This is a genomic window from Sphingomonas cynarae (genome assembly GCF_039537815.1).
Taxonomy (GTDB): Bacteria; Pseudomonadota; Alphaproteobacteria; order Sphingomonadales; family Sphingomonadaceae; genus Sphingomonas; species Sphingomonas cynarae.
Genome location: NZ_BAABBF010000003.1, coordinates 341,925 through 367,639 on the forward strand (window position 1 = coordinate 341,925; position 25,715 = coordinate 367,639).

General features: G+C 67.5%; 26 protein-coding genes. 12 read left to right on the plus strand and 14 right to left on the minus strand.

Annotation, left to right across the window (positions count from 1 at the left end; genetic code table 11):
• Positions 1-308 precede the first annotated feature (308 nt).
• Both ABD719_RS08260 and ABD719_RS08265 read left to right on the plus strand, forming a co-directional pair.
• Positions 309-1,220, plus strand: a complete 912-nt coding sequence (locus tag ABD719_RS08260; protein ID WP_344692871.1) for a hypothetical protein — start codon at positions 309-311, stop codon at positions 1,218-1,220.
• 72 nt (positions 1,221-1,292) lie between these two features.
• On the plus strand, positions 1,293-1,802 hold the full coding sequence (locus tag ABD719_RS08265; protein ID WP_344692872.1) for a retropepsin-like aspartic protease family protein: 510 nt from the start codon (positions 1,293-1,295) through the stop codon (positions 1,800-1,802).
• A gap of 25 nt (positions 1,803-1,827) precedes the next feature.
• On the opposite strand, the gene ABD719_RS08270 is transcribed toward ABD719_RS08265, so the two are convergent.
• Positions 1,828-2,466, minus strand: a complete 639-nt coding sequence (locus tag ABD719_RS08270) for a PEP-CTERM sorting domain-containing protein (protein ID WP_344692873.1) — start codon at positions 2,464-2,466, stop codon at positions 1,828-1,830.
• Here ABD719_RS08270 and ABD719_RS08275 point away from each other — a divergent pair.
• Positions 2,465-3,178 (plus strand): hypothetical protein, encoded by a 714-nt coding sequence (locus ABD719_RS08275; protein ID WP_344692874.1) that lies wholly within the window; start codon positions 2,465-2,467, stop codon positions 3,176-3,178. The genes ABD719_RS08270 and ABD719_RS08275 overlap by 2 nt on opposite strands.
• 13 nt (positions 3,179-3,191) lie before the next feature.
• On the opposite strand, the gene ABD719_RS08280 is transcribed toward ABD719_RS08275, so the two are convergent.
• The 4 genes from ABD719_RS08280 to ABD719_RS08300 form a co-directional block, all read right to left on the minus strand.
• Positions 3,192-3,686, minus strand: coding sequence for a PilZ domain-containing protein (locus ABD719_RS08280; RefSeq protein WP_192128349.1), 495 nt, complete (start codon positions 3,684-3,686; stop codon positions 3,192-3,194).
• Between the two features lie 1,227 nt (positions 3,687-4,913).
• Complete coding sequence (locus ABD719_RS08290) at positions 4,914-5,498, minus strand: class I SAM-dependent DNA methyltransferase (RefSeq protein ID WP_344692875.1); 585 nt, start codon at positions 5,496-5,498, stop codon at positions 4,914-4,916.
• A 10-nt stretch (positions 5,499-5,508) separates the two neighbouring features.
• The gene (locus tag ABD719_RS08295) at positions 5,509-6,555 is read right to left on the minus strand and encodes an acyl-CoA dehydrogenase (protein ID WP_344692876.1); all 1,047 of its coding nucleotides are present in this window, start codon (positions 6,553-6,555) and stop codon (positions 5,509-5,511) included.
• A 41-nt stretch (positions 6,556-6,596) separates the two neighbouring features.
• Positions 6,597-7,976, minus strand: a complete 1,380-nt coding sequence (locus tag ABD719_RS08300; RefSeq protein ID WP_344692877.1) for a helix-turn-helix domain-containing protein — start codon at positions 7,974-7,976, stop codon at positions 6,597-6,599.
• 187 nt (positions 7,977-8,163) lie between these two features.
• Between ABD719_RS08300 and ABD719_RS08305 the strand changes: the two genes are divergently transcribed.
• From ABD719_RS08305 to ABD719_RS08320, 4 genes are all read left to right on the plus strand, one after another.
• Positions 8,164-8,319: a hypothetical protein gene (locus ABD719_RS08305; RefSeq protein ID WP_192128335.1), complete on the plus strand. Its 156-nt coding sequence runs from the start codon at positions 8,164-8,166 to the stop codon at positions 8,317-8,319.
• A gap of 98 nt (positions 8,320-8,417) precedes the next feature.
• A complete protein-coding gene (locus tag ABD719_RS08310; RefSeq protein WP_344692878.1) occupies positions 8,418-10,013 on the plus strand; it encodes an isocitrate lyase in 1,596 nt (531 codons plus the stop codon).
• Between the two features lie 384 nt (positions 10,014-10,397).
• Positions 10,398-11,405: a gliding motility protein GldB-related protein gene (locus tag ABD719_RS08315; protein ID WP_486387611.1), complete on the plus strand. Its 1,008-nt coding sequence runs from the start codon at positions 10,398-10,400 to the stop codon at positions 11,403-11,405.
• Positions 11,406-11,419: 14 nt separating this feature from the next.
• On the plus strand, positions 11,420-11,641 hold the full coding sequence (locus ABD719_RS08320) for a hypothetical protein (protein ID WP_344692880.1): 222 nt from the start codon (positions 11,420-11,422) through the stop codon (positions 11,639-11,641).
• 129 nt (positions 11,642-11,770) lie between these two features.
• Here the strand turns inward: ABD719_RS08320 and ABD719_RS08325 are convergent, their stop codons facing one another.
• Genes ABD719_RS08325 through cyoA form a run of 7 tightly spaced genes read right to left on the minus strand, consistent with a single transcriptional unit; the run spans position 11,771 to position 18,622 of the window.
• Positions 11,771-12,316, minus strand: coding sequence for a response regulator transcription factor (locus tag ABD719_RS08325; RefSeq protein WP_425567133.1), 546 nt, complete (start codon positions 12,314-12,316; stop codon positions 11,771-11,773).
• Complete coding sequence (locus tag ABD719_RS08330) at positions 12,313-13,614, minus strand: ATP-binding protein (protein ID WP_344692882.1); 1,302 nt, start codon at positions 13,612-13,614, stop codon at positions 12,313-12,315. The genes ABD719_RS08325 and ABD719_RS08330 overlap by 4 nt, the downstream gene beginning before the upstream one ends.
• Entirely contained in the window at positions 13,611-14,303 is a 693-nt protein-coding gene (locus ABD719_RS08335; protein WP_425567134.1) for an SURF1 family protein, read from the minus strand. Before ABD719_RS08335 ends, ABD719_RS08330 begins: the two co-directional genes overlap by 4 nt.
• Positions 14,300-14,698, minus strand: coding sequence for a cytochrome o ubiquinol oxidase subunit IV (cyoD, locus tag ABD719_RS08340; RefSeq protein WP_344692883.1), 399 nt, complete (start codon positions 14,696-14,698; stop codon positions 14,300-14,302). Before cyoD ends, ABD719_RS08335 begins: the two co-directional genes overlap by 4 nt.
• A complete protein-coding gene (gene cyoC, locus ABD719_RS08345; protein ID WP_425567136.1) occupies positions 14,695-15,384 on the minus strand; it encodes a cytochrome o ubiquinol oxidase subunit III in 690 nt (229 codons plus the stop codon). Before cyoC ends, cyoD begins: the two co-directional genes overlap by 4 nt.
• Complete coding sequence (gene cyoB, locus ABD719_RS08350; RefSeq protein ID WP_344692884.1) at positions 15,384-17,402, minus strand: cytochrome o ubiquinol oxidase subunit I; 2,019 nt, start codon at positions 17,400-17,402, stop codon at positions 15,384-15,386. The genes cyoC and cyoB overlap by 1 nt, the downstream gene beginning before the upstream one ends.
• An 11-nt stretch (positions 17,403-17,413) precedes the next feature.
• Positions 17,414-18,622, minus strand: coding sequence for a ubiquinol oxidase subunit II (gene cyoA, locus ABD719_RS08355; RefSeq protein ID WP_344692885.1), 1,209 nt, complete (start codon positions 18,620-18,622; stop codon positions 17,414-17,416).
• Between the two features lie 133 nt (positions 18,623-18,755).
• On the opposite strand from cyoA, the gene ABD719_RS08360 reads away from it, so the two are divergent.
• The 4 genes from ABD719_RS08360 (at position 18,756) to ABD719_RS08375 (ending at position 23,334) form a co-directional block, all read left to right on the plus strand.
• Positions 18,756-20,105, plus strand: a complete 1,350-nt coding sequence (locus tag ABD719_RS08360) for an MFS transporter (RefSeq protein WP_425567137.1) — start codon at positions 18,756-18,758, stop codon at positions 20,103-20,105.
• A 128-nt stretch (positions 20,106-20,233) separates the two neighbouring features.
• Positions 20,234-20,797, plus strand: coding sequence for an alkyl hydroperoxide reductase subunit C (gene ahpC, locus ABD719_RS08365; protein WP_192128311.1), 564 nt, complete (start codon positions 20,234-20,236; stop codon positions 20,795-20,797).
• Positions 20,798-20,946: 149 nt separating this feature from the next.
• A complete protein-coding gene (ahpF, locus tag ABD719_RS08370) occupies positions 20,947-22,527 on the plus strand; it encodes an alkyl hydroperoxide reductase subunit F (RefSeq protein WP_344692887.1) in 1,581 nt (526 codons plus the stop codon).
• Positions 22,528-22,737: 210 nt separating this feature from the next.
• Complete coding sequence (locus ABD719_RS08375; protein WP_344692888.1) at positions 22,738-23,334, plus strand: hypothetical protein; 597 nt, start codon at positions 22,738-22,740, stop codon at positions 23,332-23,334.
• On the opposite strand, the gene ABD719_RS08380 is transcribed toward ABD719_RS08375, so the two are convergent.
• Positions 23,297-23,968, minus strand: a complete 672-nt coding sequence (locus ABD719_RS08380) for a phosphatase PAP2 family protein (RefSeq protein ID WP_344692889.1) — start codon at positions 23,966-23,968, stop codon at positions 23,297-23,299. The two genes, ABD719_RS08375 and ABD719_RS08380, sit on opposite strands and share 38 nt — an antisense overlap.
• Before the next feature lie 71 nt (positions 23,969-24,039).
• Here ABD719_RS08380 and trmB point away from each other — a divergent pair, with 71 nt between their 5' ends.
• The gene (gene trmB / locus ABD719_RS08385; RefSeq protein WP_344692890.1) at positions 24,040-24,720 is read left to right on the plus strand and encodes a tRNA (guanosine(46)-N7)-methyltransferase TrmB; all 681 of its coding nucleotides are present in this window, start codon (positions 24,040-24,042) and stop codon (positions 24,718-24,720) included.
• On the opposite strand, the gene glsA is transcribed toward trmB, so the two are convergent.
• On the minus strand, positions 24,705-25,628 hold the full coding sequence (gene glsA, locus ABD719_RS08390; RefSeq protein WP_344692891.1) for a glutaminase A: 924 nt from the start codon (positions 25,626-25,628) through the stop codon (positions 24,705-24,707). The genes trmB and glsA overlap by 16 nt on opposite strands.
• Positions 25,629-25,715 lie beyond the last annotated feature (87 nt).

Consider the following 25,715-nt stretch of genomic DNA (forward strand, 5'->3'; position numbering starts at 1 on the left):
AGAAAGCGCGGGATCGACCGGCCGGACCTTGCGGTCCGTCGACCGAATGATGGCCCGACCCACCGGTACTGCCGGTCATGGCTGACGATCACCTCTTCCAACCGCCTCGCTGTAGAAGGACGGCACGGCCTTGGCAACCGGCCGCCCCCTCCGGTGCCATTGAACCCCAGATGTACAGACCTGCATGCCGTCCCTAAAAGGGACAGGGCGGCAAATAACGGGGGCAAGGGGAGCATGACCGGACGAAGGGTCGGCGCGAATCGCGGTGCCGATAGTAAAAGCCGTGAGTTCTCCAGAGGATCGCTGTGATGACGGACGCAGGCGACGGCCGGGAACGACGTGTCGGGCGCCGCCGCATCGCGACGATGCTGGGAGGCTGGGCGATCCTGGTATCGCTGTTCCTCCTCTGGCAGACGCTGACCTATCGCGGGCTGATGGCGCTGGCGGCGGAGTGGCAGTTCAACACCTTCGGCCGCTACTATCCCTCGCTCACCTATCTTCTGCTCGCGACCATCATCGCGTCGCCGGTCCTGTGGCTGTTGCGCGGCGGCGATCGCGCGGAGAAAGACGGGGGTGGCGAAGGCGCCGCCATCGATCCGTCCCTGTTGCCGGGCCGCACGTTCATCCGCACCATATTGGGCGTCGCGGCCGGCTGTGCGGTCATCTGTCTCGCGGTACTGATCGCGATGCTGTCGCTGCCGGGCGATATCGGTCCGGTGCAGCGGATCGTGGTCGGATCGCCTGCTGCGGTCGATCCGCGTACCGGTCCGACCGAATTGTCCGGCGCCCTGCTGCGTGGCCGGACCGCGGGCCTCAGCCAGGACCTGCTGGTCGCACGCCGGACGATCCGGTTCGCGCCGATGCTCTCCCCCACCGGCGGCAATGCCGAGACCGTCCGCTATTTCGTGGAGATCGGCGCGGACGAGAATGCCGCGACGATGCAGGGCAATGGCCGGCGCGAGGGCATCCTGCGTCGCGGCGGGTTGCCGGGTGAGCTGGAATATCTGTTCCAATATGCCGGCTACGATGTGGCGACGCCCTATTATGTGCTGTTCGCATCGCGCGCCGCGCTGCAATGGCCCTACCGGGTTGCGGCGATCCAGCTCGCGCTGGTCGGGCTGATCTGCCTGATCGTGGCGGGGGGACTGCATCTGCGGCGGGAGCGGCTGCGCCGCCGCCTGCACGATCAGGACGGCCGCCACGGCAACTCTTTGTCCTGATTTCGTGCTGAACCGGCCATTATCCATAGGAGGAAGGCCGGCGTTCAGGGATGTGGGCGCACGACGATGCCCATGGCCCCGTCACTGTCCTTCAAATCCTTTTCGCTGGCAGTGGCGGCACTCGGCTTCACCGGCATCATGCCGCCCGGCGGCGGCGCGCGTCTGACGCCGACGCCCGCCGTGCCGATGCCGTCAGCGGACGATGCGATCGATGCGATCGACCCGCTGACGCTGAAGCGCTCGGCAGACGGATTATTCTATGTCACCGCGGCGGTGAACGGCGTGCCGGTGCGCTTCGTGGTCGATACCGGCGCGAACGTCGTAGTGCTGACCAGCGCGGACGCCGCCGCCGCCGGGGTGACCGGCTCGGCCGCCGGAGGCCGCGCGATGCGGACCGCGGGCGGCACCGCGGCAATGCGCTGGGCGACGATCGAGCGACTGACCATCGGCGATCGTGCCATTGACGATGCCGACGCCGCCATCGTCGGCGATGGCGGCCTGCCTCATTCCCTGCTCGGCCAGTCGGCGCTGTCGCGGCTCGACTCGGTCACGCTGCGCGGCAACCGTCTCCAGCTCCGCTGATTCCCCACAAATCCGCTATCGCGACTCAGGCGACCGCGCCGATCCCGATCCGCGCGCGCCGCACGAAGAAGCCGATCAGCGCCATGCCGGACAGGATCATGATCCACGACGCCGGTTCGGGGATCGGCGACACCGGATCGGTCGCATTGACGGGCGGATTGAGGCCGGCCGGATCGAGCGAATCCACGCCGGTGCCGATGGTCCCCGATCCTGACTCGATCCCCGATCCCGACCCGATCCCCGACGTGAACGACATTTGCCGGAATCCGTCCAGATTACCCTGTGGTCCCAACGCGCCGCCATCGACGACGGACAGCAGCGCAACCTCGTCCGCCGATACCAGGAACGCGGACGACTGACCGGCAGCGGCCGGGATCAGGTCAGGCAGCACGGTCCGAAGGGGGGGACGTGCATCTGCCGGACGACCGATGCGAAAGGCGCGCGCGAACGCTTCGGGCTTCATGGTTCCGAACCGGCGCAGCGGTGGCGCGGCCGGATCGGTCACCACCGCCGCGAAGGCGGACGGCAGACGCCCTTCCTCAAACAGGGCCCGCTCGGTATGCGGGGCCAGCGCGACGATTGCGAACACGGTGACCAGACCACCCACGACCACGGCCTGAAATCGACGTTCGTGCAGGGCCAGCGTCGAAGGGGATAGGGTCATGTCAGGTTTCCTCACCAGCGTTTATCATCGTCATGCGCGCCTGCGGGGCGCACCGCCGAACGGCCGCCGCACCGCCGCCGCCCCGGTCGTGGCGGCGCTCGTCACGGCCGGGCTGCTCGCCGGTTGCGCACCCGCCCCCGCAGCACAGGATGCCGCGATCGTCCGCGCGGTGCTCGCGCTGCTCCAGTCCGATCGCGCACCGGCCGCGCCGGGCCTGTGTGTCGATGCCCGCCCGCGCGGCACGGCGCTGGCGATCTTCCGCACCATGCGGATGACCACCGAACCCGACGAGCGACCGTGGCGGTCGCCGGCGCCGCTGGGCGCCGCGCCGCGCGTAAAGGGGCAGCAGTTGTTCGAGGATGCGGTCGGCCGCGACCGGTTGCGTATCCGCGAGCCGGAGACGCCGGCCCCCGCCCTGCCGCGCGCGGCGCAGTTGCGGCTCGACGCCGCGGCCCGTGCACTGTCGCTGGCGGACCGATCGACCGATCATGTCGTCGGCGACGATCTCGCCCCGCCGGGAATGGCGGTGCGCTGGTGGCTGCTCAACCGCTTCCGCGGGTGCGAGCGCACCTTCACCTTGTCGCAGATCGCCCGCAACGATGCGATCGGCTTCGTCACCGTCACCGCCGATCACTGGGGCACCACCTATGCCGTGGAACGCGTATCCGGGGGCTGGCGCGTGACCGGTCAGTGGGACAAATGGCTCTACTGAGCCGTCCATCGGCCTAGGCCAGGGCCGCCAGCGCCGCCCCGACCAGCAGCCACGGCAGCAGCAGCCCGGCGACGATGATCGGTCCGCGAAACTGGCGGATGCGCAGTTCCACCGCGTCGAGCGGCGGTTCTTCCAGCCCCGCGTCGCGCCAGGTGCTGGCAGGCGCGGCGACGGTGCCGAATTCGGCGCGCACGATCGTCTGCGCCGGGGTGGTGACGTCGACCGCATCGATCGCCAGCGGCACGACGAAGCGGCAGCCATAATGCTGGCCGTCGCGCCGCACCACGCGGGCGGTATGCCGTCCCAGCCCGGCGATCCCGACCGACACCGTCGCGTCGATCGCGATCGGTTCGTCGGACAGCATCCGGAAACCGGTCGCCGACAGGTCGTCGACCTGGATGTCGACGGGACGCTGGTCGTCACGGCGCAGCGTCGCGCCCAGGTTCACCGTCTGACGATCGGCGATCCGCTCGTCCTGCTCGCGATAGAGCTTGGCCGTCACCGCCATGTCATGCGTCTCCCACCGATCATGTCGATCGATGTGCACCCGCCAGGGTTAGGGGAACGTAAACGCAGGCACGATTCACCCGCCATGCGGGGCAAATCACGCCGCGATGATGCATTTCGACGCCAAAACCGGCGTATCGGGAGTGGGCTTGTCGATACTCCGGCGTGGTTAACGCCCGGTTTATGGTGAGCGACCGGTTAACATCCGGTTTCCCCATCCAGGGCAAAATGCGCGCCGGTCCGTTCGTCCCGACTGATCCACGTTCTTGTTTGCTGTGGATTGAAGTGTTTAGCTCCCGCCATGCCCCCCGCCACCCGACCGGACCACGTCCCCGCCCGCCGAGTCGCGGTCGCCATTCCGGTGCGGGACGAGGAAGAGCGCCTGCCCGCTTGCCTCGCCGCGCTCGACCGGGCGGCGGCGGCATGGGGATCGCGCGGGCCGGTCACGATCGTCGCGCTCGCCAACCAGTGCCGCGACCGCAGCGTCGCCATTCTTCGCGACACCCGCCTGCGCCATGCGACGCTGGTGTGGCGCGCGGTTTCGCTGCTGCCGGGATACCGCCATGCCGGCTGGGCGCGCCGGCTCGCCTTCGATGTCGCCGCCGACCTGCTGGTCGCGGACGACGACCTGTTGCTGTCGACCGACGCCGATACGCTGGTCGCGCCCGACTGGCTGGTCCGCAACGCCGCCTGCCTGACGGAGGCCGATGCGGTGGCGGGCCGCGCGGTAACGATCCGGGCGGAACGCATAGCCACCGGCGCGACCGGGCATCGCCGGCTCGATCTGCTCGGTCGCTACTATACCGCGCTCGATTATCTCCGCGCCGTCCGCGATCCGGGGGTGGAGCCGTGGCCCCGCCATTATTACGAGGGCGGTGCCAGCATCGCGCTGACCCATGGCCTGTACCGCCGCATCGGCGGCGCGCCGACCCCGTCGCTGGCCGAGGATCGCGCCTTGTTCGACCGTATCCGCGCCGCCGGCGGCCATGTCCGCCACCCGGTCGACGTGCGCGTCGCCACATCGTGCCGGCTCGATGGTCGCGCGCCCGGCGGGATGGCGGATACCGTCGCCGGCTGGGTCGCGCAGAACGAGGACGCGCCGCTCCACGACACGTACCGCCTGCCCGTCGCGCTTGATCCCGATCTGGCGGTGGCCGCCGACCGGCTCAGCTTCGCCACCCTGCCCGCCACGCTGGCGGAGGCGCAGCGGCTGATCCGCCTGCACCGGTCAGACGCGACGCCACAGGTCGAGCCGATACCGGTCGTGCCGGTCGCCCCGCCGCTCGACCACCGCGTCGCCGAACAGGCCGCGGAGTTCGGTGACGGCATCGTCTCCGGACTTGGGATAATCGGTATCCCCCGTCCAGTGGACCAGCAACAGGTCCCCGCCTGACCGCAGCGCGCGCCGCAGATACGCCGCCATCCGCGCCAGATCGCCACCGTCCCAGTAATAGATCACCTCGGACAGCAGGATCAGGTCGAACGTCCCGGCCGGCGCCTGCGCGGGCAGGCTGCGTTCCTCGAGCCGGACCTGCGGCAAGTCGCGGCACCGCGCCCGCGCCGCCGCCAGCGCGGTCGGCGACGGATCGACCGCGAGCAACCGGTCGCAGCGCGGGGCGAGCAACGCGGTCAACACCCCGTTCGCGCATCCCACCTCCAGCGCATCGCCATATCGCGTCGCCGGCAGTGCCGCGAGCGTCTCGGCATATTTGGCCTGTTCATAGGGGCTGGTCTCGAACCCCCAGGGATCGCCCTGTTCGCGGTACAGTTGCTCGAACCATTCGCCGTCGATCGATCGTTCGCGCCGGGTCATGACCACGCCTTCACCACCATGGGTCCGCACCCCAGCAGTCGGCTTCCAGCCACGCCGCCGCCGCCCGGTCGCGCGCCTGATCGGGCACCGGCTGGCGCAGATACAGCCCCAGATCGCGGGTAATGCGGTCGATCGGATCGCCGTCGAAGAACGAAGCGGTGCCGACGCCGCGCGCCGCCGCCTCCATCACCACCAGCCCCGCCTCCTCGACGATCCCGCGCGTCATCAGCACGAACGGGATCGCGTCCGCCGCCTCACCCTGTGCGAGTTGCGCCGCGCGCTCCACCCACATGCCCGCGCTGCGCGTCGTCGCCACGCATCGGCCGAAGCGCAGGCGCTGCACCGGGTCGTCGCCCTTGCCCGTCGTCACCAGATGATCGCGCAACAGCCGCACCAGCGCCGCCACCGCGCCCAGTTGCACCGCCGTGAAGCGCCACGCCCCCGCGCTGAACCGCGGCTCGTGCTCGTAATCGCCCGCACCGCCGATCAGTGCATCCGCCGGCACGGTCATGCCGGTGAAGTCGAACCGTCCGCTCATCGTCCCGCGCATTCCGCGCACGGCCCAGCGGCGATTGTCCGCCCGGTCCGTCATCCCCGCCACATCGGCGAGGATCATCTGCTTCGCGCCGTCGTCGTCGCGGGCGGTGATGAGCACCCGGTCCAGCCGGCCCGCCCCCGACGCGAACACCTTCGCCCCGTCCAGCACCGCGCCATCACCGCTGCGCGTCACCTTCATGCCCGGTGACGGTTCGGTGTTCCACACCCCCATCAGACATCCGGCCGCCAGATCGCGTGTCAGCGTCGCCCGTTGCGCGTCGGAGCCATAGGCATGGACCAGTTGCACCGCATTGACGTGCCCCTCGTACAGCCGCCCCAGACTCAGGTCGGCGCCCCCGATCCGGCGCAGCACCCGCACGAAGCCGGTCGTCTCCTCTCCGGCCGCGACGGTGCGGAACGCCGTCAGCAGGCCGGCGTCGCGCAGGTCGTCGATCCGGGCGGCCGGAAATTCCTCGACCGGCGGTTGCGCGCGCCACCGGTCGATCAGGTCGTCGATCATCTGCTCCATCGCCACCCAACGGGCGATAGGTCATGCGGGTTTCAGTCGCCGACGAAGTGGAGCGCCGGGACATGCCGTTCGCGCTCGTTCACGATCAGCGCCCGTCCGATCGGCGGATGCGATCGCTGCCGGCACGCCGGGCGGTGGCACGCACGACAGCCCAGCCCGATCGGCGTCGCCCGTCCGCCCAGATCGATCCCGCGCGCGATCGCCAGGCTACCCGCCTGTGCCGCCGCCACCCCCAGCCCGATCGCGAACCGACCCTCCACTCCGCCCCAACCCCGCGGACTGACGGCGCGCTGGATCGTCAGCCAGCGCGCACCGTCCTCCAGTTCGACCAGTTGCGCCACCGTCTCGCCCGGCCGCGCGCCGACATGGTGGACCCGCCACAACGGGCATCGGCCCTCCGCCGTCACCATCGCCGCGCCGCTCGCCCCGGCATGGCGTTTCGACACCTGCCCGGCCGGATCGATCCGGATCATGAAGAAGGCCAGGCCCCGTGCGCCGACGCGCTGCAACGTCGTCAGCCGGTGGGCCAGCGGCTCGAACCCCACCCCGAACCGGTGGCCGAGCAGGTCGAGATCGTAACCGCTCGCCTCGCACGCGCGCAGGAACCGGGCATAGGGCATCACGATCGCCGCCGCGGCATAACTCGACAGGTGGCGGCGGAACAGCCGCTCGGCGGTGCGTTCGGCAAAGCCGGCGCCGCGTGCCACCGCCTCGATCTCGCCGCGCATCTCGATCGCCGCCAGCTGATAGGCCACGGCGAAGGTCCGCCCGGCCGCGTCCAGCGTCTCGCTCAACTGCAGTTGCCGGGCGTGCAGGTCGATCCGGCGCACCACGTCGGACATCACGTCGACCGGCAGTACCCGGATCGACAGGCCGTGCTTTACTCGCAACCGCTCGACGATCGCGCCGTACAGGTCGGCGCCCACCAGTCGCAATTCGTCCGCCAGCACCTCCGCGCCCGCGTCCAGATCGGCGAAATGATTGCGCCAGCGTTCGACCTCACGCTGCACCTCGCCCATCGGATCGCTGGCGGGCAGCGGCGCGGCATGGTCGCCCCCCGCCTGGTCGAACAGCCGCGCGAACGCCTCCGCCCCGCCCGGCGCCGCCGCCAGCCATTCGTCCACCTCGCCGCGATCGATCTCCAGATCGGCGAACAGCGGGTCGGCCAGCCGCCGCCGCATCGCCGCCGTGCCGCCGCCCGGCTCGCCATCCGCCAGCGTGCGCGGATCGAAATCGAACTTCTCCGCCAGCCGTACCAGCAGCGTCGTCGACAAGGGGCGATGATTGCGCTCGACGAGGTTCAGGTAACTGGGCGATACACCCAGCATCTCGGCCATCGCCGCCTGGGTCAGCCCCGCCTGTCGTCGCAACCGCCTGACCGGCTGCCCCGCCAGCAGCTTGCGCTCCGCCACCGCCCGTCTCCTTCGACCGGTAGCATGACGCGGTTGTCAACGATTTACAACATGACAGGTTTTGACACCGGATCGACCACGACCAGACCCGAATCAATCCGATATTCCATTCCGTCTCCGTGGGGAATGCCGCATCCCATCCTTACAGCGACGCCCGCCGACATGGTGGGGGATGATGGAGGACAGGATGACCAAGGAGCCGACCCGCAGCCGCGCCGTGTTTTCGACCGAGGATTTCGGCCTGATGAAGGAGGCGGTCGCCGACTACCTCCGCAAGGTCGCGGACGACCCGAAGTCGGTCAAGTTCGCCAATCTCTACCATCGCCTCGGTCGGCTCGGCTGACGGCACGACAACTTTCCTGGGGAGGAAAGGAACTCCGCCGGCGTGGATGACGCGCCGGCGGATGTTTCCGCCTGCCCGGACGCCAGAGGATCAGGGACATGACCTATCAGGATCGCATCACCGCCGCCGACCGGCTCGTCCGCCGCCATGGTGACGCCTGGGCCGGCATCGATGCCGGCGCGGTCGCGCGGATGCAGGCGCAGAACCGGTTCCGCACCGGGCTCGACATTGCGCGCCATACCGCCGCGATCATGCGCCGCGACATGGCCGCCTATGATGCGGATCCGGCCGCCTACACCCAGTCGCTGGGCTGCTGGCACGGCTTCATCGCACAGCAGAAGATCATCAGCATCAAGAAGCATTTCGGCACCACCGACCGCCGCTACCTCTATCTGTCGGGCTGGATGGTCGCCGCGCTGCGGTCGCAGTTCGGCCCCCTGCCCGACCAGTCGATGCACGAGAAGACCAGCGTGCCCGCACTGATCGAGGAACTCTACACCTTCCTCCGTCAGGCGGACGCCCGCGAACTGGGCATGATGTTCCGCGATCTCGATCATGCGCGCGACGCGGGCAACGCGATCGAGGAACAGCGGCTGCTGAACGCGATCGACGGCCACGAAACCCATGTCGTGCCGGTCATCGCCGATATCGACGCCGGCTTCGGCAATGCCGAGGCGACGTACCTGCTGGCGCGCAAGATGATCGAGGCGGGCGCCTGCGCGCTCCAGATCGAGAATCAGGTGTCCGACGAAAAGCAGTGCGGCCATCAGGACGGCAAGGTCACCGTCCCGCACGAGGACTTCCTCGCCAAGATCCGTGCCTGCCGCTACGCCTTTCTCGAACTGGGCGTCGACGACGGCATCATCGTCGCGCGCACCGACTCGCTGGGCGCCGGGCTGACCAAGCAGATCGCCTGGTCGCGTGAGTCGGGCGATCTCGGCGACCAGTACAACGCCTTCCTCGATGGCGACGAGATCGATCCCGCGCGGATCGGCAACGGCGACGTCGTCATCAGCCGCCATGGTCGCCTGCTCCGCCCGAAGCGCTTGCCCTCCAACCTCTACCGCTTCCGCGAGGGGACGGGCGAGGATCGCTGCGTGCTCGACTGCATTACCGCGCTCCGGCACGGCGCCGACCTGTTGTGGATCGAGACGGAGAAGCCGCATATCGAGCAGATCGCCGGCATGGTCGACCGCATCCGCGCGGTGATCCCGAACGCGAAGCTGGTCTACAACAACAGCCCCAGCTTCAACTGGACGCTCAATTTCCGCCAACAGGTGTTCGATGCATGGGCCGCGGCGGGCGAGGACGTGTCCGGCTATGATCGCACCCGCCTGATGTCGGTCGATTACGACGCCACGCCGCTCGGCATCGAGGCGGACGAGCGCATCCGCACCTTCCAGCGGGATGCGGCGGCGCGCGCCGGCATCTTCCACCACCTCATCACCCTGCCGACCTATCACACCGCCGCGCTGTCGACCGATCATCTCGCCCGCGACTATTTCGGCGAAGCGGGGATGCTGGGCTATGTGAAGGGCGTCCAGCGCACCGAAATCCGCGAAGGCATCGCCTGCGTCCGCCACCAGAACATGTCGGGCAGCGACCTGGGCGACGACCACAAGGACTATTTCGCAGGCGAAGCGGCACTGAAGGCCGGCGGCGCCCACAACACGATGAACCAGTTCGCGGCGTGACGGGAAGGCCCCCCTCCCCGTCAGAGGGGGGCTTCATTGATCGCGGACAGACGAGCGGCATTGCGCTGTCGCCCATTGCCGAACGCGCCAGCCGGCCATCCACGATCCTGAAGGCAGAGCCATTCAGCAAGCGTGACCGTTCCCGTTTTTCCATTTCAGCACGGAAATTTCGGGAAAGGCCGATCGGGAACAGATTTCGGGAAAACGGATGTCCCGAACGGCCATCGGTGCGATCGCTGGGATGACTGTCCCGCTAGGGGTTCCTAATAGGAAATGGCCGAGAAGCGGATGATGCCGTCGCGGTTATAACCATCCGTTGACGACTGTATTACACAGGCATATCACTTCGGGCGATCATGCGGAGCGGAAATGCCCATCAAACTTATGTGTCGAGCCGCTGCGCTACTCCTAGCCCCGGTGTGTGAGCCTTCATTCGCAAATGCGCAGACAGCCAATGCTATACCGCCGTCAGCCGGATTAGGTGCGCCCGCGAGCGCCGATCCGCTGAATATCACGATACACATCGAGGACGTTGAGCGTTTCGCGAAAGTGTTGTCCACTACGAATGGGCGGCCAACGGTGTCCGATATTCAAAAGGGGTATCTGAATAATGCCTCGTATGGCGTGTCGGTCTTTATGCCCGGCCGGATTGGTGATGCGGCCCGTCTCGCCAACAAGGTCAGCGCCGACCCAGCCTTGTACAGTCGAGCGGTTCATGAGTGTCTTCCCCGCGTAAAGGAGGCCACGGCCGATCTTCGGGCGATCTACCTCGCCTTGCATGGATTGCTGCCCGATCAGCCGCTCCCACACATCTATGTAGTGATAGGAGCCGGTAATTCCGGTGGCACCGCAGGCCCCGGCGCTCAGGTCATCGGACTTGAGGTTCTATGCGCGGAAAATCCTTCAGCCGTAGGCTTCAGGACGGCGCTTCGTCGCTTCTTCGCGCACGAAACCGTTCATACCTTCCAACAGGATATATCGGGAGTTGAGAAATCCCCCCTGTTGGGTGAAGCTCTTATTGAAGGAGCGGCGGACTTCATTGCCGCCTTGGTGACGGGAGAAGTACCCGAGCCGGACAGGGCGAGTTGGGCATCTCAGCGTGAGGGAATGCTATGGGATCAGTTTCAAAAAGACATGCCCGTAAGCCTTGCGACTGTTCAAGAAAATCCGCCTGCCGATGCAGTTAAGGCGGTCAATAGATGGCTGCACAATTATAAATCAGCGCCGCCCGGTTGGCCTAGTGAAACCGGTTACTGGGTAGGCATGCGTATCTGGACGGCATACTACGCAGCTGCGACGGACAAGCATCGCGCTATTCGTGATATGTTGAAGTGGAACGATCCCGAATTGATCCTGCGGCAAAGTAGCTACCGAGGCTCAACTTCCAAATAATGCGGAGGACATACATGAAAATTGATGTGCAAGAGCTTCCAAACAGCAGCGTTTTCAAGGGCATTGTCGATGGAGATGCGCGCGTAAGACGCGGATCAAACCTTGAAGTGAAGGGCATTGTCAACGGCGATCTGCATATTGAGGCGGAGTCCAAGGTGCTGGTAAGCGGCATTGTGAAAGGCCGCGTTATAAACGACGGCTCCGAGGTGGAGCTTACAGGGATTATCGGGGGATAAGGCCCGGACTGGGAAGCACGTCCGATTCCCAAAATCCGATCCTTCCGGGAGAGGCGGCAGCACCAGTTATTGACGCTGGCATCGACAAAGCCACCTTTCCGCCTGCCAACTCGGTGGGCCATCGCCCCCCTAATTCACCTGCCGCTTCTCCAGCTTCCGCGCCAGCGTCCGCCGGTGCATCCCCAGCCGCCGTGCCGTCTCCGAGATGTTGAACCCCGTCGCGGCCAGCGCCTCGTTGATATGCTCCCATTCCACCGTCTTGATCGAACTCGGCCGTGCGCTGATCGGGGCGGAGGTGTCGCCGCCGCCCGCCTTGCCGAACGCCGCCTCGATATCGTCGGTGTTGGCCGGCTTGGCGAGGTAATGGCAGGCGCCCAGCTTGATCGCCTCTACCGCGGTGGAGATGCTGGCGAAGCCGGTCAGCACCACGATCAGCATCGCCGGATCGTGCGCGTGCAGCGTCTGCACGCATTCCAGGCCGGAGGCGGTGCCCAGTTTCAGGTCGACCACCGCATGGCCGAAACCGCCCGCCGCCAGCAGCACCGCCAGTTCGTCCGGTCCGTTCGCCACCGACACGGTATAGCCGCGCCGCTCGAACGAGCGCCGGAGCGTGCGCGCGAAGACCTGATCGTCCTCCACGATCACCAGTGTCGGCGCCTGCGTCTGCGTCATCATCCCTCTCCCGTCATGCCGATCGTCGACAGCGGCAGCGTCAGCGTCACCACCGCGCCGCCATCCGCGCGATTGGCGGCCTCCGCCCGGCCGCCCAGCTTGCGCACCACGTTCACCGCCAGGAACAGGCCGACCCCGTGCCCCGATCCCTTGGTCGAGATATAGGGTTTGCCGAAGTCGGCGAGAAGCGCGGGCGCGAAGCCCGGCCCCCGGTCGCGCACCGCCACCACCAGTTGCCCGTCGCCGCGGCTCGCCTCCAGCTCGATGCCCTCCGGGCTCGCCTCGCCGGCATTGTCGAGGACGTTGGCGATCGCCTGCCGCAGCGCCGGATCGGCGACGATCGCGACATCCGCCACCGCCTCGCGCCGGTAATCGAGCGGTACGCCCGCATGCGTCGCGCGCCATTCCGCCACCACCCGGTCGAGGAAGACATGGGCGGAACTTACTTCGGGCGCCTCGCCGCGCGGTTCGCCCGCCGATTGCAGGATGCCGGTGACGATCGCCTTGCACCGCGCCACCTCGCCCTGCATCTCCGCGATCTCGTCGCGCAGGTCGCGGTGACGCTGGAACACCGGCATCCGCCGCCAGTCCGACAGGGCGACCGACAGCGAGGCGAGCGGCGTGCCCAGTTCATGCGCCGCGCCGCTCGCCAGCATCCCCATGCGGACGATATGGTCCTCCTCCGCCGCCTGCTGGCGCAGATCCGCCAGCCGCGCGTCGCGCGCGCGCAGGTTGCGGGTGATCCGCGTCACGAACATCATCAACAGCGTGGCGATCAGGCCGAAACACAGCCACGCCCCCATGATGTACAGGCTGGCGGCGTCCAGCGTCGGCGGCAGCCGCAACGGACGATGGACGACCGACAGCAGCGCGAAGCACAGCCCGGTGATCGCCACCACCGCCCATGCCGCCCACGCTTCCAGCAGGATCGCCGCCAGCACCACCTGCAACAGGAACAGCGACACGAACGGGTTGGTCGCCCCGCCGCTCAGTCCCAGTTGCGCGGTGAGCGCGACGATATCGAACAACAGCGCGACGAACAGTTCGAGGTTGCCGATCGTCCGCTGCCGCATCCGGGGCACGCTGGCCAGATTGACCAGCGCCTGCGCCCCGACGATCGACAGCATCGGTACCAGCGGCAACGGCACCCGCATCGGCCCGCCGACGATCAGGATCGTCACCAGTTGCCCCGCCACCGCCAGCCAGCGCAGTTCGACCAGCTGGCGCATGTTGCGCGCGCCCGTCCGGTCGGGACCGCCCGTCACGCGGCGGGCGAGCGACAGCCAGGGCGCGTCGATCATCCGCTCTTCCGCCGTTCGCCGCGTATCAGCACCGCCATCGCTCCCGCCACCATCGCCGCCAGCGTGAACCACGTCAGCGCATAAACCAGATGGTTGTTGCGGAACTGCACCACCGTCAACCCGCCCTTGGGATAGCCGCTACCGGCCGACGCCTCCGCATCGACGAACCACGGCGCGACCGGCGCGATTCCGCGTGCGGCGGCAATGGCGGCGACGTCGCGTGAATACCAGCGGCCGGCAGCGGGATCGTTGGCGCGCAGGAAGCCGCCGCCCGGCTCGCTCCGCCGGATCAGCCCGACCAGCGACACCTCGCCGGCGGGGGCGAGCGCCGGCTTTCCGGCGGGCACGAAGCCACGGTTGACGAGTATCGTACCCGCCGCCGTCCGCAACGGCTGAATCGCCCAGAAACCGCCGCCATAATCGGTCACCGCCTGCACCAGCGTCGGCGATCCGCCCACAAACCGGCCGGTCAGCCGCACGCGGGTATATTCCAGTGCGGCGGGATCGCGATCGAACGCCGGCGGCGCGACCGGGGCGGCATGGATGCGGGCTTCCACCCGCGCGATCAGGTCCAGCTTCCACGCCCGGCGCTGCACCTGCCAGATACCCAGCGCCAGCAGCGCCACCGTCAGCAGCCCGCCCAGCCCCAGCGCGATGGCCAGGCGGAGCGGGCGCCGACCGCTCGTCACCGCATCTCGCTCATCGCCTCGGCGGGCATCATGTTGGTGTTCAGGTGGTACATCACCCAGATCGAGCCGGACAGCGTGATGACGACCAGCACGACGGTGAACACCAGCGCCATCATCGTCCATCCGCCCTCGGACTTGGTGTCCATGTGCAGGAAATAGATCATGTGGACGACGATCTGGACGAAGGCGAACGCCATGATCGCCATCGCCGTCACCCCGGCGGACAGCGGACCCGCCATCACCAGCCAGAACGGGATCGCCGTCAGCACCACCGACAGGGCGAAGCCGATCAGGTAGCTCTTGCGCGATCCGTGGCCATGCGTGTCGCCATGGCTGTGCAGATCATGGTCGTGGTTCGCTTCATCATGAGCGACATTCACGGGGCCGGCGCTCATCGCAGCACTCCCAGCAGATAGACGAAGGTGAAGACGCCGATCCAGACGACGTCGAGGAAATGCCAGAACATGCTGAGGCACATCAGCCGGCGCTTGTTCTCCGGGATCAGGCCGTGCTTCGCGACCTGCGTCATCAGCGTGACCAGCCAGACGATGCCGAACGTCACGTGCAGCCCGTGCGTGCCGACCAGCGTGAAGAACGACGACAGGAAGGCCGACCGCTGCGGCGTCGCGCCCTCGTGGATCAGCGTCGCGAATTCGTAGAGTTCGATCGACAGGAAGGCGAGGCCGAACAGCCCGGTGATCGCCAGCCAGCCCTGCGTCTGCGCCTTCGCGCCGCGTTCCATCGCCAGCATCGCGAACCCGTAGGTGATCGACGACAGCAGCAGCATCGACGTGTTGAGCGCGACCAGCGGCAGTTCGAAGATCTCGCGCGGGGTCGGTCCGCCGGCATAGGCGGTGCCAAGCACCCCGTAAGTGGCGAACAGGACCGCGAAGATGAGGCAGTCGCTCATCAGGTAGATCCAGAAGCCGAGCGCGGTACCGCCCATGCCGCCGTGATCGTGCGATTCCTCCTCCGCCAGGAAGAAGGTGTTGCGCTGCGCGTCGTTGTCCTTGTCGCGCGCCGCCTCGGCGCGCGATGGATCGGGTAACGACTGCCCGGACATCGTGGTGGAGACGGCCATCAGTTCACACCCCCTGCGAGTGCCGGCGTCGCCGCCAGCCGGCGGGTGCGTTCGCCTTCTTCATGCGATACCTCGTCGGCCGGGATGTAGTAATCGCGGTCGTAGTTGAAGCTGTGGAAGATCGACACCGCGATGATCCCGGCAAAGGCGATCGCCGCCAGCCACCAGATGTACCAGATCATGCCGAACGCGAAGGCCACGCTGATGCCCGACAGGATCACGCCGGTGCCCGTGTTCTTGGGCATGTGGATCGGGATATAGCCCTTCAACGGCCGCTCGTATCCACGCGCCTTCATGTCCGACCATGCGTCCAGATCGTGGATCACCGGGGTGAACGCGAAGTTGTAGTGCGCCGGCGGCGACGAGGTCGACCATTCCAGCGTACGGCCGCCCCACGGATCGCCGGTCACGTCGCGCAGCGCCTCGCGGTTCCGCACCGATACGAAGATCTGCATCAGGAAGGCACCGATCCCCACCGCGATGATCGCGGCGCCGATCGCGGCGATGATGAACCAGATCTGGAGCGAGGGGTCGTCGAAGTGGCGCAGCCGCCGCGTCACGCCCATCAGGCCGAGCACATAGAGCGGCGCGAACGCGACCCAGAACCCGATCGACCAGCACCAGAAGGACACGAGGCCCCACTTCTTGTCCAGCTTGTAGCCGAACGCCTTGGGCCACCAGTAGTTGATGCCCGCGAACGCCCCGAACACCACGCCGCCGATGATGACGTTGTGGAAATGCGCGACCAGGAACAGCGAGTTGTGCAGCACGAAGTCGGCCGGCGGCACCGCCAGCAGCACGCCCGTCATCCCGCCGACCGTGAAGGTCAGCATGAACGACACCGTCCACAGCATCGGCAGCTCGAACTGGATGCGGCCGCGATACATCGTGAACAGCCAGTTGAAGATTTTCGCGCCCGTCGGGATCGAGATGATCATCGTCGTGATGCCGAAGAACGAATTGACGCTCGCCCCCGATCCCATCGTGAAGAAATGGTGCAGCCAGACGAGGTACGACAGGATGGTGATGACCACCGTGGCGTAGACCATCGACGTATAACCGAACAACCGCTTGCCCGAGAAGGTCGAGGTGACTTCGGAGAAGATGCCGAATGCCGGCAGGATCAGGATGTACACCTCCGGATGCCCCCAGATCCAGATGAGGTTGAAGTACATCATCGGATTGCCGCCGGCCTGGTTCGTGAAGAAGTTGGTGCCGACGTAACGATCGAGGGACAGGAGGACGAGCGTCGCGGTCAGCACCGGGAAGCTCGCGACGATCAGGATGTTGGTGCACAGGCTGGTCCAGCTGAACACCGGCAGCTTCATCATGGTCATGCCGGGCGCGCGCATCTTGATGATGGTCACGACCAGGTTGATGCCGGACAATGTCGTGCCGACGCCCGCCACCTGCAGTGCCCACAGATAGTAGTCGACCCCGACATCGGGGCTGTAATCCAGCCCCGACAGCGGCGGGAAGGCCAGCCAGCCGGTCCGCGCGAACTCGCCGATGAACAGCGACATCATGATGATGACGGCGCCCGCGGCCGTCATCCAGAAGCTGAAGTTGTTGAGGTACGGGAACGCCACGTCGCGCGCACCGATCTGGAGCGGGATGACGTAGTTCATCAGCCCGGTCACCAGCGGCATCGCCACGAAGAAGATCATGATCACGCCGTGGGCGGTGAACACCTGGTCATAATGGTGGGCGTTCAGATAGCCTTCGTTCGCGCCGAACGCGATCGCCTGCTGCCCGCGCATCATGATCGCGTCGGCGAAGCCGCGCAGCAGCATCACGATGCCCAGCACCATATACATGATGCCGACCTTCTTATGGTCGACGCTGGTGAACCATTCCTTCCACAGGAAGCCCCAGAGCTTGAAATAGGTCAGCGCGCCCAAGACGGCGACGCCGCCGATCATCACCGCCACGAAGGTGGCGACGACGATCGGTTCGTGGATCGGCAGGCTTTCTATCGTCAGCCGGCCGAAGATGGTCTTCAGGATGGTGGGGTCCATGTCGGTTGCCTTCAGGCGCGAACGGGGAGGGTGAGGAAGCGGGGGTCGAGCGCAGTCATGTCGCGGTTGCGCGACGCGCCGGGATCGGTCTTGCCGGGCGAACCGGGCAGGCGGTCCTTGCTCAGATGCGGGGACGTGCCCTTTTCATCCGGGTCCTTCAGCAACGCGCCCTTGGGCTTGTCGCCGTCCTGCGGGGCGTTGTCGTTGACCGGGGGGCTGCCCGCGCCGGGGCGCATGCTGTGCGGATCGCCGCCACCGCGCCGGTCGTGCTGCATCATGTCGGCCATGCAGGTGGTGCCCGGCTCGACGCAGCGGTTGACGATCTTGCCGAACAGCCCGGCCTCGACCGTGGCGAAGCGGATCACCGGCACCTTCTCGGTCGGCTTCTCCAGCCGCTGGTACAGGCCCGCGTCCAGCCGGCGCGGATCAGCCTTGGCGCGCGCGACCCACTGGTCGAAACCGGACTGGTCCATGCCGTACATGCGGAACTTCATGTCGGAGAAGCCGGCGCCGTTGTAATGCGCGGCGATCCCCTCGAAATTGCCCGGCCGGTTCAGCACCGCGTGCAGCTTCGTCTCCATCCCCGGCATCGCATAGATCTGGCCGGCGAGCGCGGGGATGTAGAAGGAATTCATCACCGAGGCAGCGGTGATGCGGAACGTGATCGGCCGATCGACCGGCGCCGCCAGTTCGTTGATCGTCGCGATGCCCAGTTCGGGATAGATGAACAGCCATTTCCAGTCGAGCGCGACGACCTGCACCTCCAGCGGCTTCACGCCGGCCTGGATCGGCCGTCCCGCCTTCAGGCGGTCGATCGGGCGGTACGGATCGAGCAGGTGGGTGCTGCTCCACGTCAGCGCGCCGAGGAAGATGATGATCAGCAGCGGCGCGGACCAGATGCCCAGTTCCAGCATCGTGGAATGATCGAAATCGGGATCGTAGGTCGCGTCCTTGTTGGCGGCGCGATACCGCCAGGCGAACACGCCCGTCGCGATCATCACCGGCACCACGATCAGCAGCATCAGCCCGACCGAGATCAGCAGCACGTCGCGCTGCTGCATGGCGACGTCGCCCGCCGGGCTCAGCACGACGAGGTCGCTGCACCCCGGCAACAGCGCCAGCAGCGCAAGCGGGCTCCAGCGGCGGGCCCAGCGACAGGCAGTGCCCGGCAGCACGACCCGCAGGCCGCGCGATGAAGATGAGGGGGGACGATCCAGCATGACGATGCGCAGCTAGGGACTTACGCTGCACTGCGACATTGGACAGTTTGTCCAATCCCCGCGCCCATGCGTTGTCGTCATAAGCCCCCCTTGCGAGCCCGCCCGTCCGGTGCCCGCACGTTTATTCGGAGCCATGGCCGTGAGTGCAGCAACCGTGTCGAACTCGACGCAACTCGAACGCGACGCGCGTCTGAACAATTCCGGCGGTTCCGATACCGCCGGTCACGGCATCGCCCCCGGCGAGATCGCGATCGGCGTCATCATCGGGCGCACGTCGGAATTCTTCGACTTCTTCGTCTATGCGATCGCCTCGGTCCTCGTCTTCCCGTCGCTCGTCTTCCCCTATGTCGATGCGCTGACGGGTACGATGTATTCGTTCGCGCTGTTCGCCCTGGCATTCATCGCGCGACCGATCGGCACCGCGCTGTTTTCCGTGCTCGATCGCCGTCACGGCCGCAGCGTGCGCCTGACGGTCGCGCTGTTCCTGCTCGGCGGATCGACCATCGCGGTCGGTTTCATGCCCGGCTACGCCTCGATCGGCACCTATGCTGCGGTGCTGCTCGGCCTGTTCCGCATCGGTCAGGGCATCGCGCTCGGCGGGGTGTGGGACGGCCTGCCCTCGCTTCTGTCGCTCAACGCGCCGGAGGGAAAGCGCGGCTGGTACGCGATGATCCCGCAGCTGGGGGCGCCGATCGGCCTGTTCGTCGCCGCCAGCCTGTTCGCCTTCTTCCTCGCCACACTCACAACCGGCGACTTCCTCGACTGGGGTTGGCGCTATCCGTTCTTCGTGGCCTTCGCGATCAACGTCGTCGCGCTGTTCGCCCGTCTCCGCATCGTCGCGACGCCGGAGTTCGAGGAGATGTTCGCCAGTCGCGAACTCCAGCCCTCCTCGATCCGCGAGACGGTGCGGAACGAGGGCCGCGTGATCCTGCTCGGGGCGTTCGCACCGCTGGCCAGCTTCGCGATGTTCCACCTCGTCACCGTCTATCCGCTGTCGTGGATCGTGCTGTTCACGCAGCAGGCGCCGGTCCGCTTCCTCGTCATCGAGATGATCGGCGCGTGCTTCGGCGTCCTGTCGATCCTGGCGTCGGGCATCCTCGCCGACCGGGTCGGCCGCCGCACCGTGCTCGGCGTCTCCGCGGTGGCGATCGCCGCCTATAGCGGGTTCGCGCCGCAGCTGCTCAACGGCGGCGACGTGGGCGAGACGATCTACACCATCCTCGGCTTCATCCTGCTCGGCCTCGCCTTCGGCCAGTCGTCGGGCGTCATCGCGTCGCAGTTCACGATCGCCCGCCGCTACACCGCCTCGGCGCTCACCTCCGACCTTGCCTGGCTGGTCGGCGCGGGCTTCGCGCCGCTCGCTGCGCTGATGCTCTCGAGCAATTTCGGGCTGCTGTCGGTCGGTGCCTATCTGCTGTCGGGTTCGGTCTGCACGCTCGGCGCGCTTTACCTGAACAAGGAAATGGGCAAGCGGATGAGCTGACCCCATCGGCCGCGGTCGGCGGCCGGTGATCGAAAATCCCTTTCGCTACGACAGGCAAAACCGGTTTCCCTGCTGCACCGCAGCACGGTATGAACGGTTTTCACCTTGCGATGCACAAAGGAATTTCCATGTCGATCATCGGCACCAGCCTGAAGCCGTTCAGCGTCCAGGCGTACCGTCAGGGCAAGTTCGTCACCGTCTCCGACGCGGACGTGCTCGGCAAATGGGCGATCTTCTTCTTCTACCCGGCCGATTTCACCTTCGTCTGCCCGACCGAGCTGGAAGACCTCGCCGACCAGCACGACACGTTCGCGAGGATGGGCGTCGAGATCTACTCTGTTTCGACTGACACGCATTTCAGCCACAAGGCATGGCACGACACCTCGCCCGCGATCGGCAAGATCCGCTTCACCATGCTGGGTGACCCCGCTGGCACCGTCACCAACAATTTCGGCGTGATGCGCGAGGGCCAGGGCCTGGCCGACCGCGCCACCTTCGTGGTCGATCCGCAGGGCGTGATCCAGTTCACCGAGATCACCTCGGAAGGCGTCGGCCGCAACGCGATGGAACTGCTGCGCAAGGTCAAGGCCGCGCAGTACATCGCCGCGCATCCGGGTGAGGTCTGCCCCGCCAAGTGGGAAGAGGGCGAAGAGACGCTCGCTCCCTCGCTCGACCTCGTCGGCAAGATCTGATCCCACCCCTCCTCGCCCGCGGGGAGGGGCAGGCCACCGGCCTGACCAGGGGGGCTTTCACGAGCGCCATGCCCGTCGAAGCCCCTCCACCGGCCTTGCCGGTTCCCCTCCCCGCGCCGGGGAGGCTGCATCACCGAAGGGAGCCATCCGTGCTCGACGCCAATCTCACCGCCCAGTTGAAGACCTATCTCGTCAATATCCGTCAGCCGATCGAACTGGTCGCCGCGGCGGACGACGGCGCGAAATCGCGGCAGATGCTGACGCTGCTGGACGAGATCGCCGCGCTGTCGCCGGACGTCACCGTCACCCGTGCCGACGATGCACGCATACCCTCGTTCCTGATACGCCGCGCCGGCACCGATATCGGCGTCCGTTTCGCGGGCTTGCCCATGGGTCACGAGTTCACCTCGCTCGTCCTCGCGCTCCTCCAGGTCGGCGGCCACCCGTCGAAGCTGGCGCAGGACGTGATCGAGCAGGTTCGCGCTCTCGACGGCGACTATGATTTCGAAACCTATTTCTCGCTATCGTGCCAGAACTGCCCGGACGTGGTGCAGGCGCTGAACCTGATGAGCGTCCTAAACCCCCGCATCCGCCACGTCGCGATCGAGGGCGGGCTGTTCCAGGAGGAGGTCGCACGTCGCGGCGTCATGTCCGTCCCCGCCATCTTCCTGAACGGCGAACTCTTCGCGTCGGGCCGGATGGACGTGGAGCAGATTCTCGGCAAGCTCGACACCGGCAGCACCGCGCGCACCGCCGCGAAGCTGGCCGCCAAGGAGCCGTTCGACGTCCTCGTCGTCGGGGGTGGCCCGGCCGGCGCCGGCGCGGCGATCTATACCGCGCGCAAGGGCATCCGCACCGGCATCGCGGCGGAACGGTTCGGCGGGCAGGTGCTCGACACCATGTCGATCGAGAACTTCATCTCGGTATCCCGGACCGAGGGGCCGAAGCTGGTCGCGCAGATGGAACAGCATGTCGCCGATTATTCGGTCGACCTGATGAACCTCCAGCGCGCCGACCGCCTCGTCCCCGCTGCGCACGAAGGCGGCCTGCACGAGGTGCAACTGGCCGATGGCGGGACGCTGAAGGCACGCACCGTCATCCTGTCCACCGGCGCGCGCTGGCGGCAGATGAACGTGCCGGGCGAGGAGGCGTACCGGAACAAGGGCGTCACCTATTGCCCGCATTGTGACGGCCCGCTGTTCCGCGACAAGCGCGTGGCAGTGATCGGCGGCGGCAATAGCGGCGTGGAGGCGGCGATCGATCTCGCGGGTCTGGTCGCGCACGTCACGTTGATCGAATATGCCGGCGAACTGCGGGCCGACGCAGTGTTGCAGCGCAAGCTGGCCAGCCTGCCCAACGTCCGCGTCGTCACTTCCGCTCTTACCACCGAAGTGGTCGGCGACGGCGACCGGGTGGTCGGCCTGCGCTATGAGGACCGGCAGGGCGGTGGCGTCCATCAGGTCGAACTGGAGGGCATATTCGTCCAGATCGGCCTCGTCCCCAACACCGAATGGTTGCAGGGTACGATCGCCCTCACCCCGCGTGGCGAGATCGAGGTGGACGATCGCGGCCAGACCTCGCTGCCGGGCGTCTTTGCGGCGGGCGACGTCACCACCGTTCCCTACAAGCAGATCGTGGTCGCGATGGGCGAAGGGTCCAAGGCCGGCTTGTCCGCCTTCGACTATCTGATCCGCCTGCCCGTGGAGGATGCGGCGCTGGTCGACGCCTGAGCCGCATCCTCATCGCCGCCGGCGTCCGTCTTCTTCCCCGTCGGAAGCGAGGCGGGCGCCACGGCGGCAGGGTGGGGCCAGCCCGCACCGATCGGGACGAAAACTCCTATTCTTTCCGTCAAACTGTTCCACCGTCATGGAAAATACGCCATCGCCATCCATACGGCGATGCGGCACGTAGCTGACGACGCATAGCGACGAAGGCCCCCGATGTTCGACGACCAGCCCGTTCACCGCACCATGGAGCGGATCTTCACCCCGCTGGGGTCCATCGGCACCGCGCCGCCTGTGCCGCCATCCCCCCGGACACCCGAGGCATCCGCCCCCCGCCGCCGCTGGTTCATGGGCCGGGACGGGATCGCCGCGGTCGGCTTCGCCCTGACGGTGACCGTGCTCGGCATGGTCATGGTGCCGCTGCTCTCGACCCCCGCCCCGTCGCCCTCCGTCCCGTCGCCCTCTATCCTGCCGGTAGCCGCCACGCCGCCGATGGTCGCGCGTGCGCCTGCCCCCGTCCCGGCACCGCCACCGGTCCTGCCGCAACCGGCCCCGCTCCCGACATCTGCCCCGGTTGCCGCTGCTCCCGTCGTCACCCCCGTATCGCCGATCGCCGCGACTCCGCGGCCCCGCGCCGGTACCATCCGCACCCGCACCGTCCGCCGCCAACGCGCCCGGCCGCGCCCCTCACGCTATCGTCGACGTGAGGCTCCGCGGCTGGCAGGTGCCGCGCTCCGCCGCGCGCTGGCCCGTGACGTCGTCATCACCCGCCGCCTCAATCAGGAGGCGTTGCGCCGGCTGCGCCGCCGGTGACCGATACGGCGGGGGTCTCCCGCCACCGTGCCAGCGCCGCCGCCGCGCCCGCCCCGGCGATCCGCAACAGCGCGCCCGCCGCCCGTTCGGATGCCCAGCCGATCGCCGCCCCGGCCACCACGTCGCTGACATAATGTTTGCCGCGCCGGGGCTGCATCGCCGCCACGCCGATCGCCGCCGCCTGCAACGGCAGCCCCGCCGCCGTCGATTCGTGCGCCACCGCCTGCGCCACCGCCACCGCGCCGGCGGTGTGGCCGGACGGGAAGGAATTGAGCGAGCTGTCGTCCGCCCCGTCGCCCTTGCCGATCCGGTGGCCTTCCTTCACCGCGCGCGCCGGGCGGGTGCGGTCGATGCCGCTCTTCAGCACCGTCTTGATCCCCGTCGCGATCAGATGGCTCGCCAGCATCCGCGTGCCCGCGCGCAGCACCGCCGGATGGCGCAGCACCATCCCCGCCACCATCGTCGCGGTGGACAGCGCGATCAGCGGCGGCTGATCGGCCAGTTCGCTCGCCTTGCCGGCCGCGCGCATCACCGGGCCGTCATGCTGGCGTGTCGCACGGTGCGTGCGTTCCACGTCCTCGCGCGCCATAGCCTTCACCACCTTCTTCGCGCCGTCCGTCGTGGACTTGCCCATCGTGACCGTCTCCTGTTGCCGACCGAACGAGCCGTTGCCCGTTATGGGCCCGCATCCTACAGGCGGGCCGCATGAACGATCCCTCCGTTATCCGCCGCCTTTACGGCCGCCGCCAGGGCCACAAGCTGCGCCAGGGCCAGGCCGCCCTGGTCGAGGACATGCTCCCCCGTCTTTCGGTACCCGATACCGGCGCCCTCGACGCCGCGACCCTGTTCGGCGAAGACCGTCCCCTGCAACTGGAGATCGGCTTCGGCGCGGGCGAGCATCTGGCGGCGCAGGCGGCGGCGAACCCCGATACCGGCTTCATCGGGTGCGAGCCATTCCTGAACGGCGTGGTCGGGGCGCTCGGCCATATCCAGAACGGCGATCTCGGCAACGTCCGGCTGCACATGGGCGATGCGCTGGAGGTGGTGGAACGGCTGCCCGATGCCAGCCTGTCGCGCGTCTACCTGCTCCATCCCGATCCCTGGCCCAAGGCGCGCCATGCCAAGCGCCGGATGATGAACCACCGCCCGCTCGACGCGATCGCCGCCAAGCTCGCCCCCGGCGGCGAGTTCCGGCTCGGCACCGACGATCCCACCTATTGCCGCTGGTCGATGATGGTGATGAACGCGCGCCGTGATTTCCGCTGGCTCGCCACCGGCCCGCAGGATTTCCTCGTCCGGCCCGACGACTGGCCCGAGACCCGCTACGAACGCAAGGCGCGGCGGCAGGGGCACGAGGTCTGGTATTTCCGCTACCTGCGCGTCTGATCCGTCGCCGGCCCGAACACCGACCAGCCGGTCCGCGCCGCCAGCATCTCCAGCGCGCGGACGCCCAGGATCGAATTGCCGTGCTGATCGAGGTTCGGCGACCATACCGCGATCGACGCGCGTTCGGGGGCGATGGCGATGATGCCGCCCCCGACCCCGCTCTTGGCGGGCAGCCCGACGCGGACCGCGAAATCGCCCGACCCGTCATAATGGCCGCACGTCATCATCAGCGCCAGCACGGTGCGCATCCGCCGCGCGCGTTCCGCCTCCCCCTCGTCATGCGGGTCGATCCGCGTCCGCGTCAGGAACCGGCCGGCCAGCGCCAGCCCGACGCAATCGACCGCGATCGCGCATTGCTTGCCATAGGCGTCCATGACCCGGTCGATCGGCCCGTCCAGATTGCCGTGATGCTTCATGAAGCTGAGCATCGCGCGGTTGAGGTCGCCGCCTTCGTTCAGCACCTCCTCGTCCAGCGTGACCGGATGTCCATCCAGTTGCCCGCGCACGAAATCGACCACCGCATCGCCGTCCGGCCGTTCCGCCACCAGCATGTCGACGACGACCAGCGCCCCGGCATTGATGAACGGATTGCGCGGCACGCCCTGCGTCCGTTCCAGATCGATCACCGAATTGAACGGATCGCCCGACGGTTCGCGCCCCACCCGCCGGAACACCCGGTCGCCCTGCATGCGTAGGGCCAGGTCCAGCGCCAGCACCTTGGCGATGCTCTGGATCGGAAAGGGCGTGTCGGCCGCCCCGGCGGTCAGTACGCCGTCGCCGGTCGCGATCGCGATGCCGAACGGGCCGGGCGTCGCCCCGTCGTGCTTCGCATCGGCGGCGGCCTCGATGGTCGCGGCGTCCGCCGCGATCTCGTCGGCGATATCGGTGATGATCTGGTGCAGGTCCATCGCGGCGCAACGTGCCGACGGGGGTGCCGGGTCCGCGATATCCGCGATCGGTGCGGCACCACCGCGCCGTCATGCGTTGCGCCGTTC

Bases quoted from the DNA above. Each gene is read 5' to 3' on its own strand.
- ABD719_RS08320 (WP_344692880.1), top strand. From the start codon at position 11,420: ATGAAAATTGATGTGCAAGAGCTTCCAAACAGCAGCGTTTTCAAGGGC.
- ABD719_RS08380 (WP_344692889.1), bottom strand. From the start codon at position 23,968: ATGGGCAAGTCCACGACGGACGGCGCGAAGAAGGTGGTGAAGGCTATG.
- ABD719_RS08295 (WP_344692876.1), bottom strand. From the start codon at position 6,555: ATGATCGACGACCTGATCGACCGGTGGCGCGCGCAACCGCCGGTCGAG.
- ABD719_RS08360 (WP_425567137.1), top strand. From the start codon at position 18,756: ATGGCCGTGAGTGCAGCAACCGTGTCGAACTCGACGCAACTCGAACGC.
- ABD719_RS08260 (WP_344692871.1), top strand. From the start codon at position 309: ATGACGGACGCAGGCGACGGCCGGGAACGACGTGTCGGGCGCCGCCGC.
- cyoC (WP_425567136.1), bottom strand. From the start codon at position 15,384: ATGGCCGTCTCCACCACGATGTCCGGGCAGTCGTTACCCGATCCATCG.
- glsA (WP_344692891.1), bottom strand. From the start codon at position 25,628: ATGGACCTGCACCAGATCATCACCGATATCGCCGACGAGATCGCGGCG.
- ABD719_RS08375 (WP_344692888.1), top strand. From the start codon at position 22,738: ATGTTCGACGACCAGCCCGTTCACCGCACCATGGAGCGGATCTTCACC.
- ABD719_RS08280 (WP_192128349.1), bottom strand. From the start codon at position 3,686: ATGGCGGTGACGGCCAAGCTCTATCGCGAGCAGGACGAGCGGATCGCC.
- ABD719_RS08310 (WP_344692878.1), top strand. From the start codon at position 8,418: ATGACCTATCAGGATCGCATCACCGCCGCCGACCGGCTCGTCCGCCGC.
- ABD719_RS08315 (WP_486387611.1), top strand. From the start codon at position 10,398: ATGTGTCGAGCCGCTGCGCTACTCCTAGCCCCGGTGTGTGAGCCTTCA.
- cyoD (WP_344692883.1), bottom strand. From the start codon at position 14,698: ATGAGCGCCGGCCCCGTGAATGTCGCTCATGATGAAGCGAACCACGAC.
- ABD719_RS08290 (WP_344692875.1), bottom strand. From the start codon at position 5,498: ATGACCCGGCGCGAACGATCGATCGACGGCGAATGGTTCGAGCAACTG.
- ABD719_RS08270 (WP_344692873.1), bottom strand. From the start codon at position 2,466: ATGACCCTATCCCCTTCGACGCTGGCCCTGCACGAACGTCGATTTCAG.
- cyoB (WP_344692884.1), bottom strand. From the start codon at position 17,402: ATGGACCCCACCATCCTGAAGACCATCTTCGGCCGGCTGACGATAGAA.
- ABD719_RS08275 (WP_344692874.1), top strand. From the start codon at position 2,465: ATGTCAGGTTTCCTCACCAGCGTTTATCATCGTCATGCGCGCCTGCGG.
- ABD719_RS08330 (WP_344692882.1), bottom strand. From the start codon at position 13,614: ATGATCGACGCGCCCTGGCTGTCGCTCGCCCGCCGCGTGACGGGCGGT.
- cyoA (WP_344692885.1), bottom strand. From the start codon at position 18,622: ATGCTGGATCGTCCCCCCTCATCTTCATCGCGCGGCCTGCGGGTCGTG.
- ABD719_RS08305 (WP_192128335.1), top strand. From the start codon at position 8,164: ATGACCAAGGAGCCGACCCGCAGCCGCGCCGTGTTTTCGACCGAGGAT.
- ABD719_RS08325 (WP_425567133.1), bottom strand. From the start codon at position 12,316: ATGATGACGCAGACGCAGGCGCCGACACTGGTGATCGTGGAGGACGAT.
- ABD719_RS08265 (WP_344692872.1), top strand. From the start codon at position 1,293: ATGGCCCCGTCACTGTCCTTCAAATCCTTTTCGCTGGCAGTGGCGGCA.
- ahpC (WP_192128311.1), top strand. From the start codon at position 20,234: ATGTCGATCATCGGCACCAGCCTGAAGCCGTTCAGCGTCCAGGCGTAC.
- trmB (WP_344692890.1), top strand. From the start codon at position 24,040: ATGAACGATCCCTCCGTTATCCGCCGCCTTTACGGCCGCCGCCAGGGC.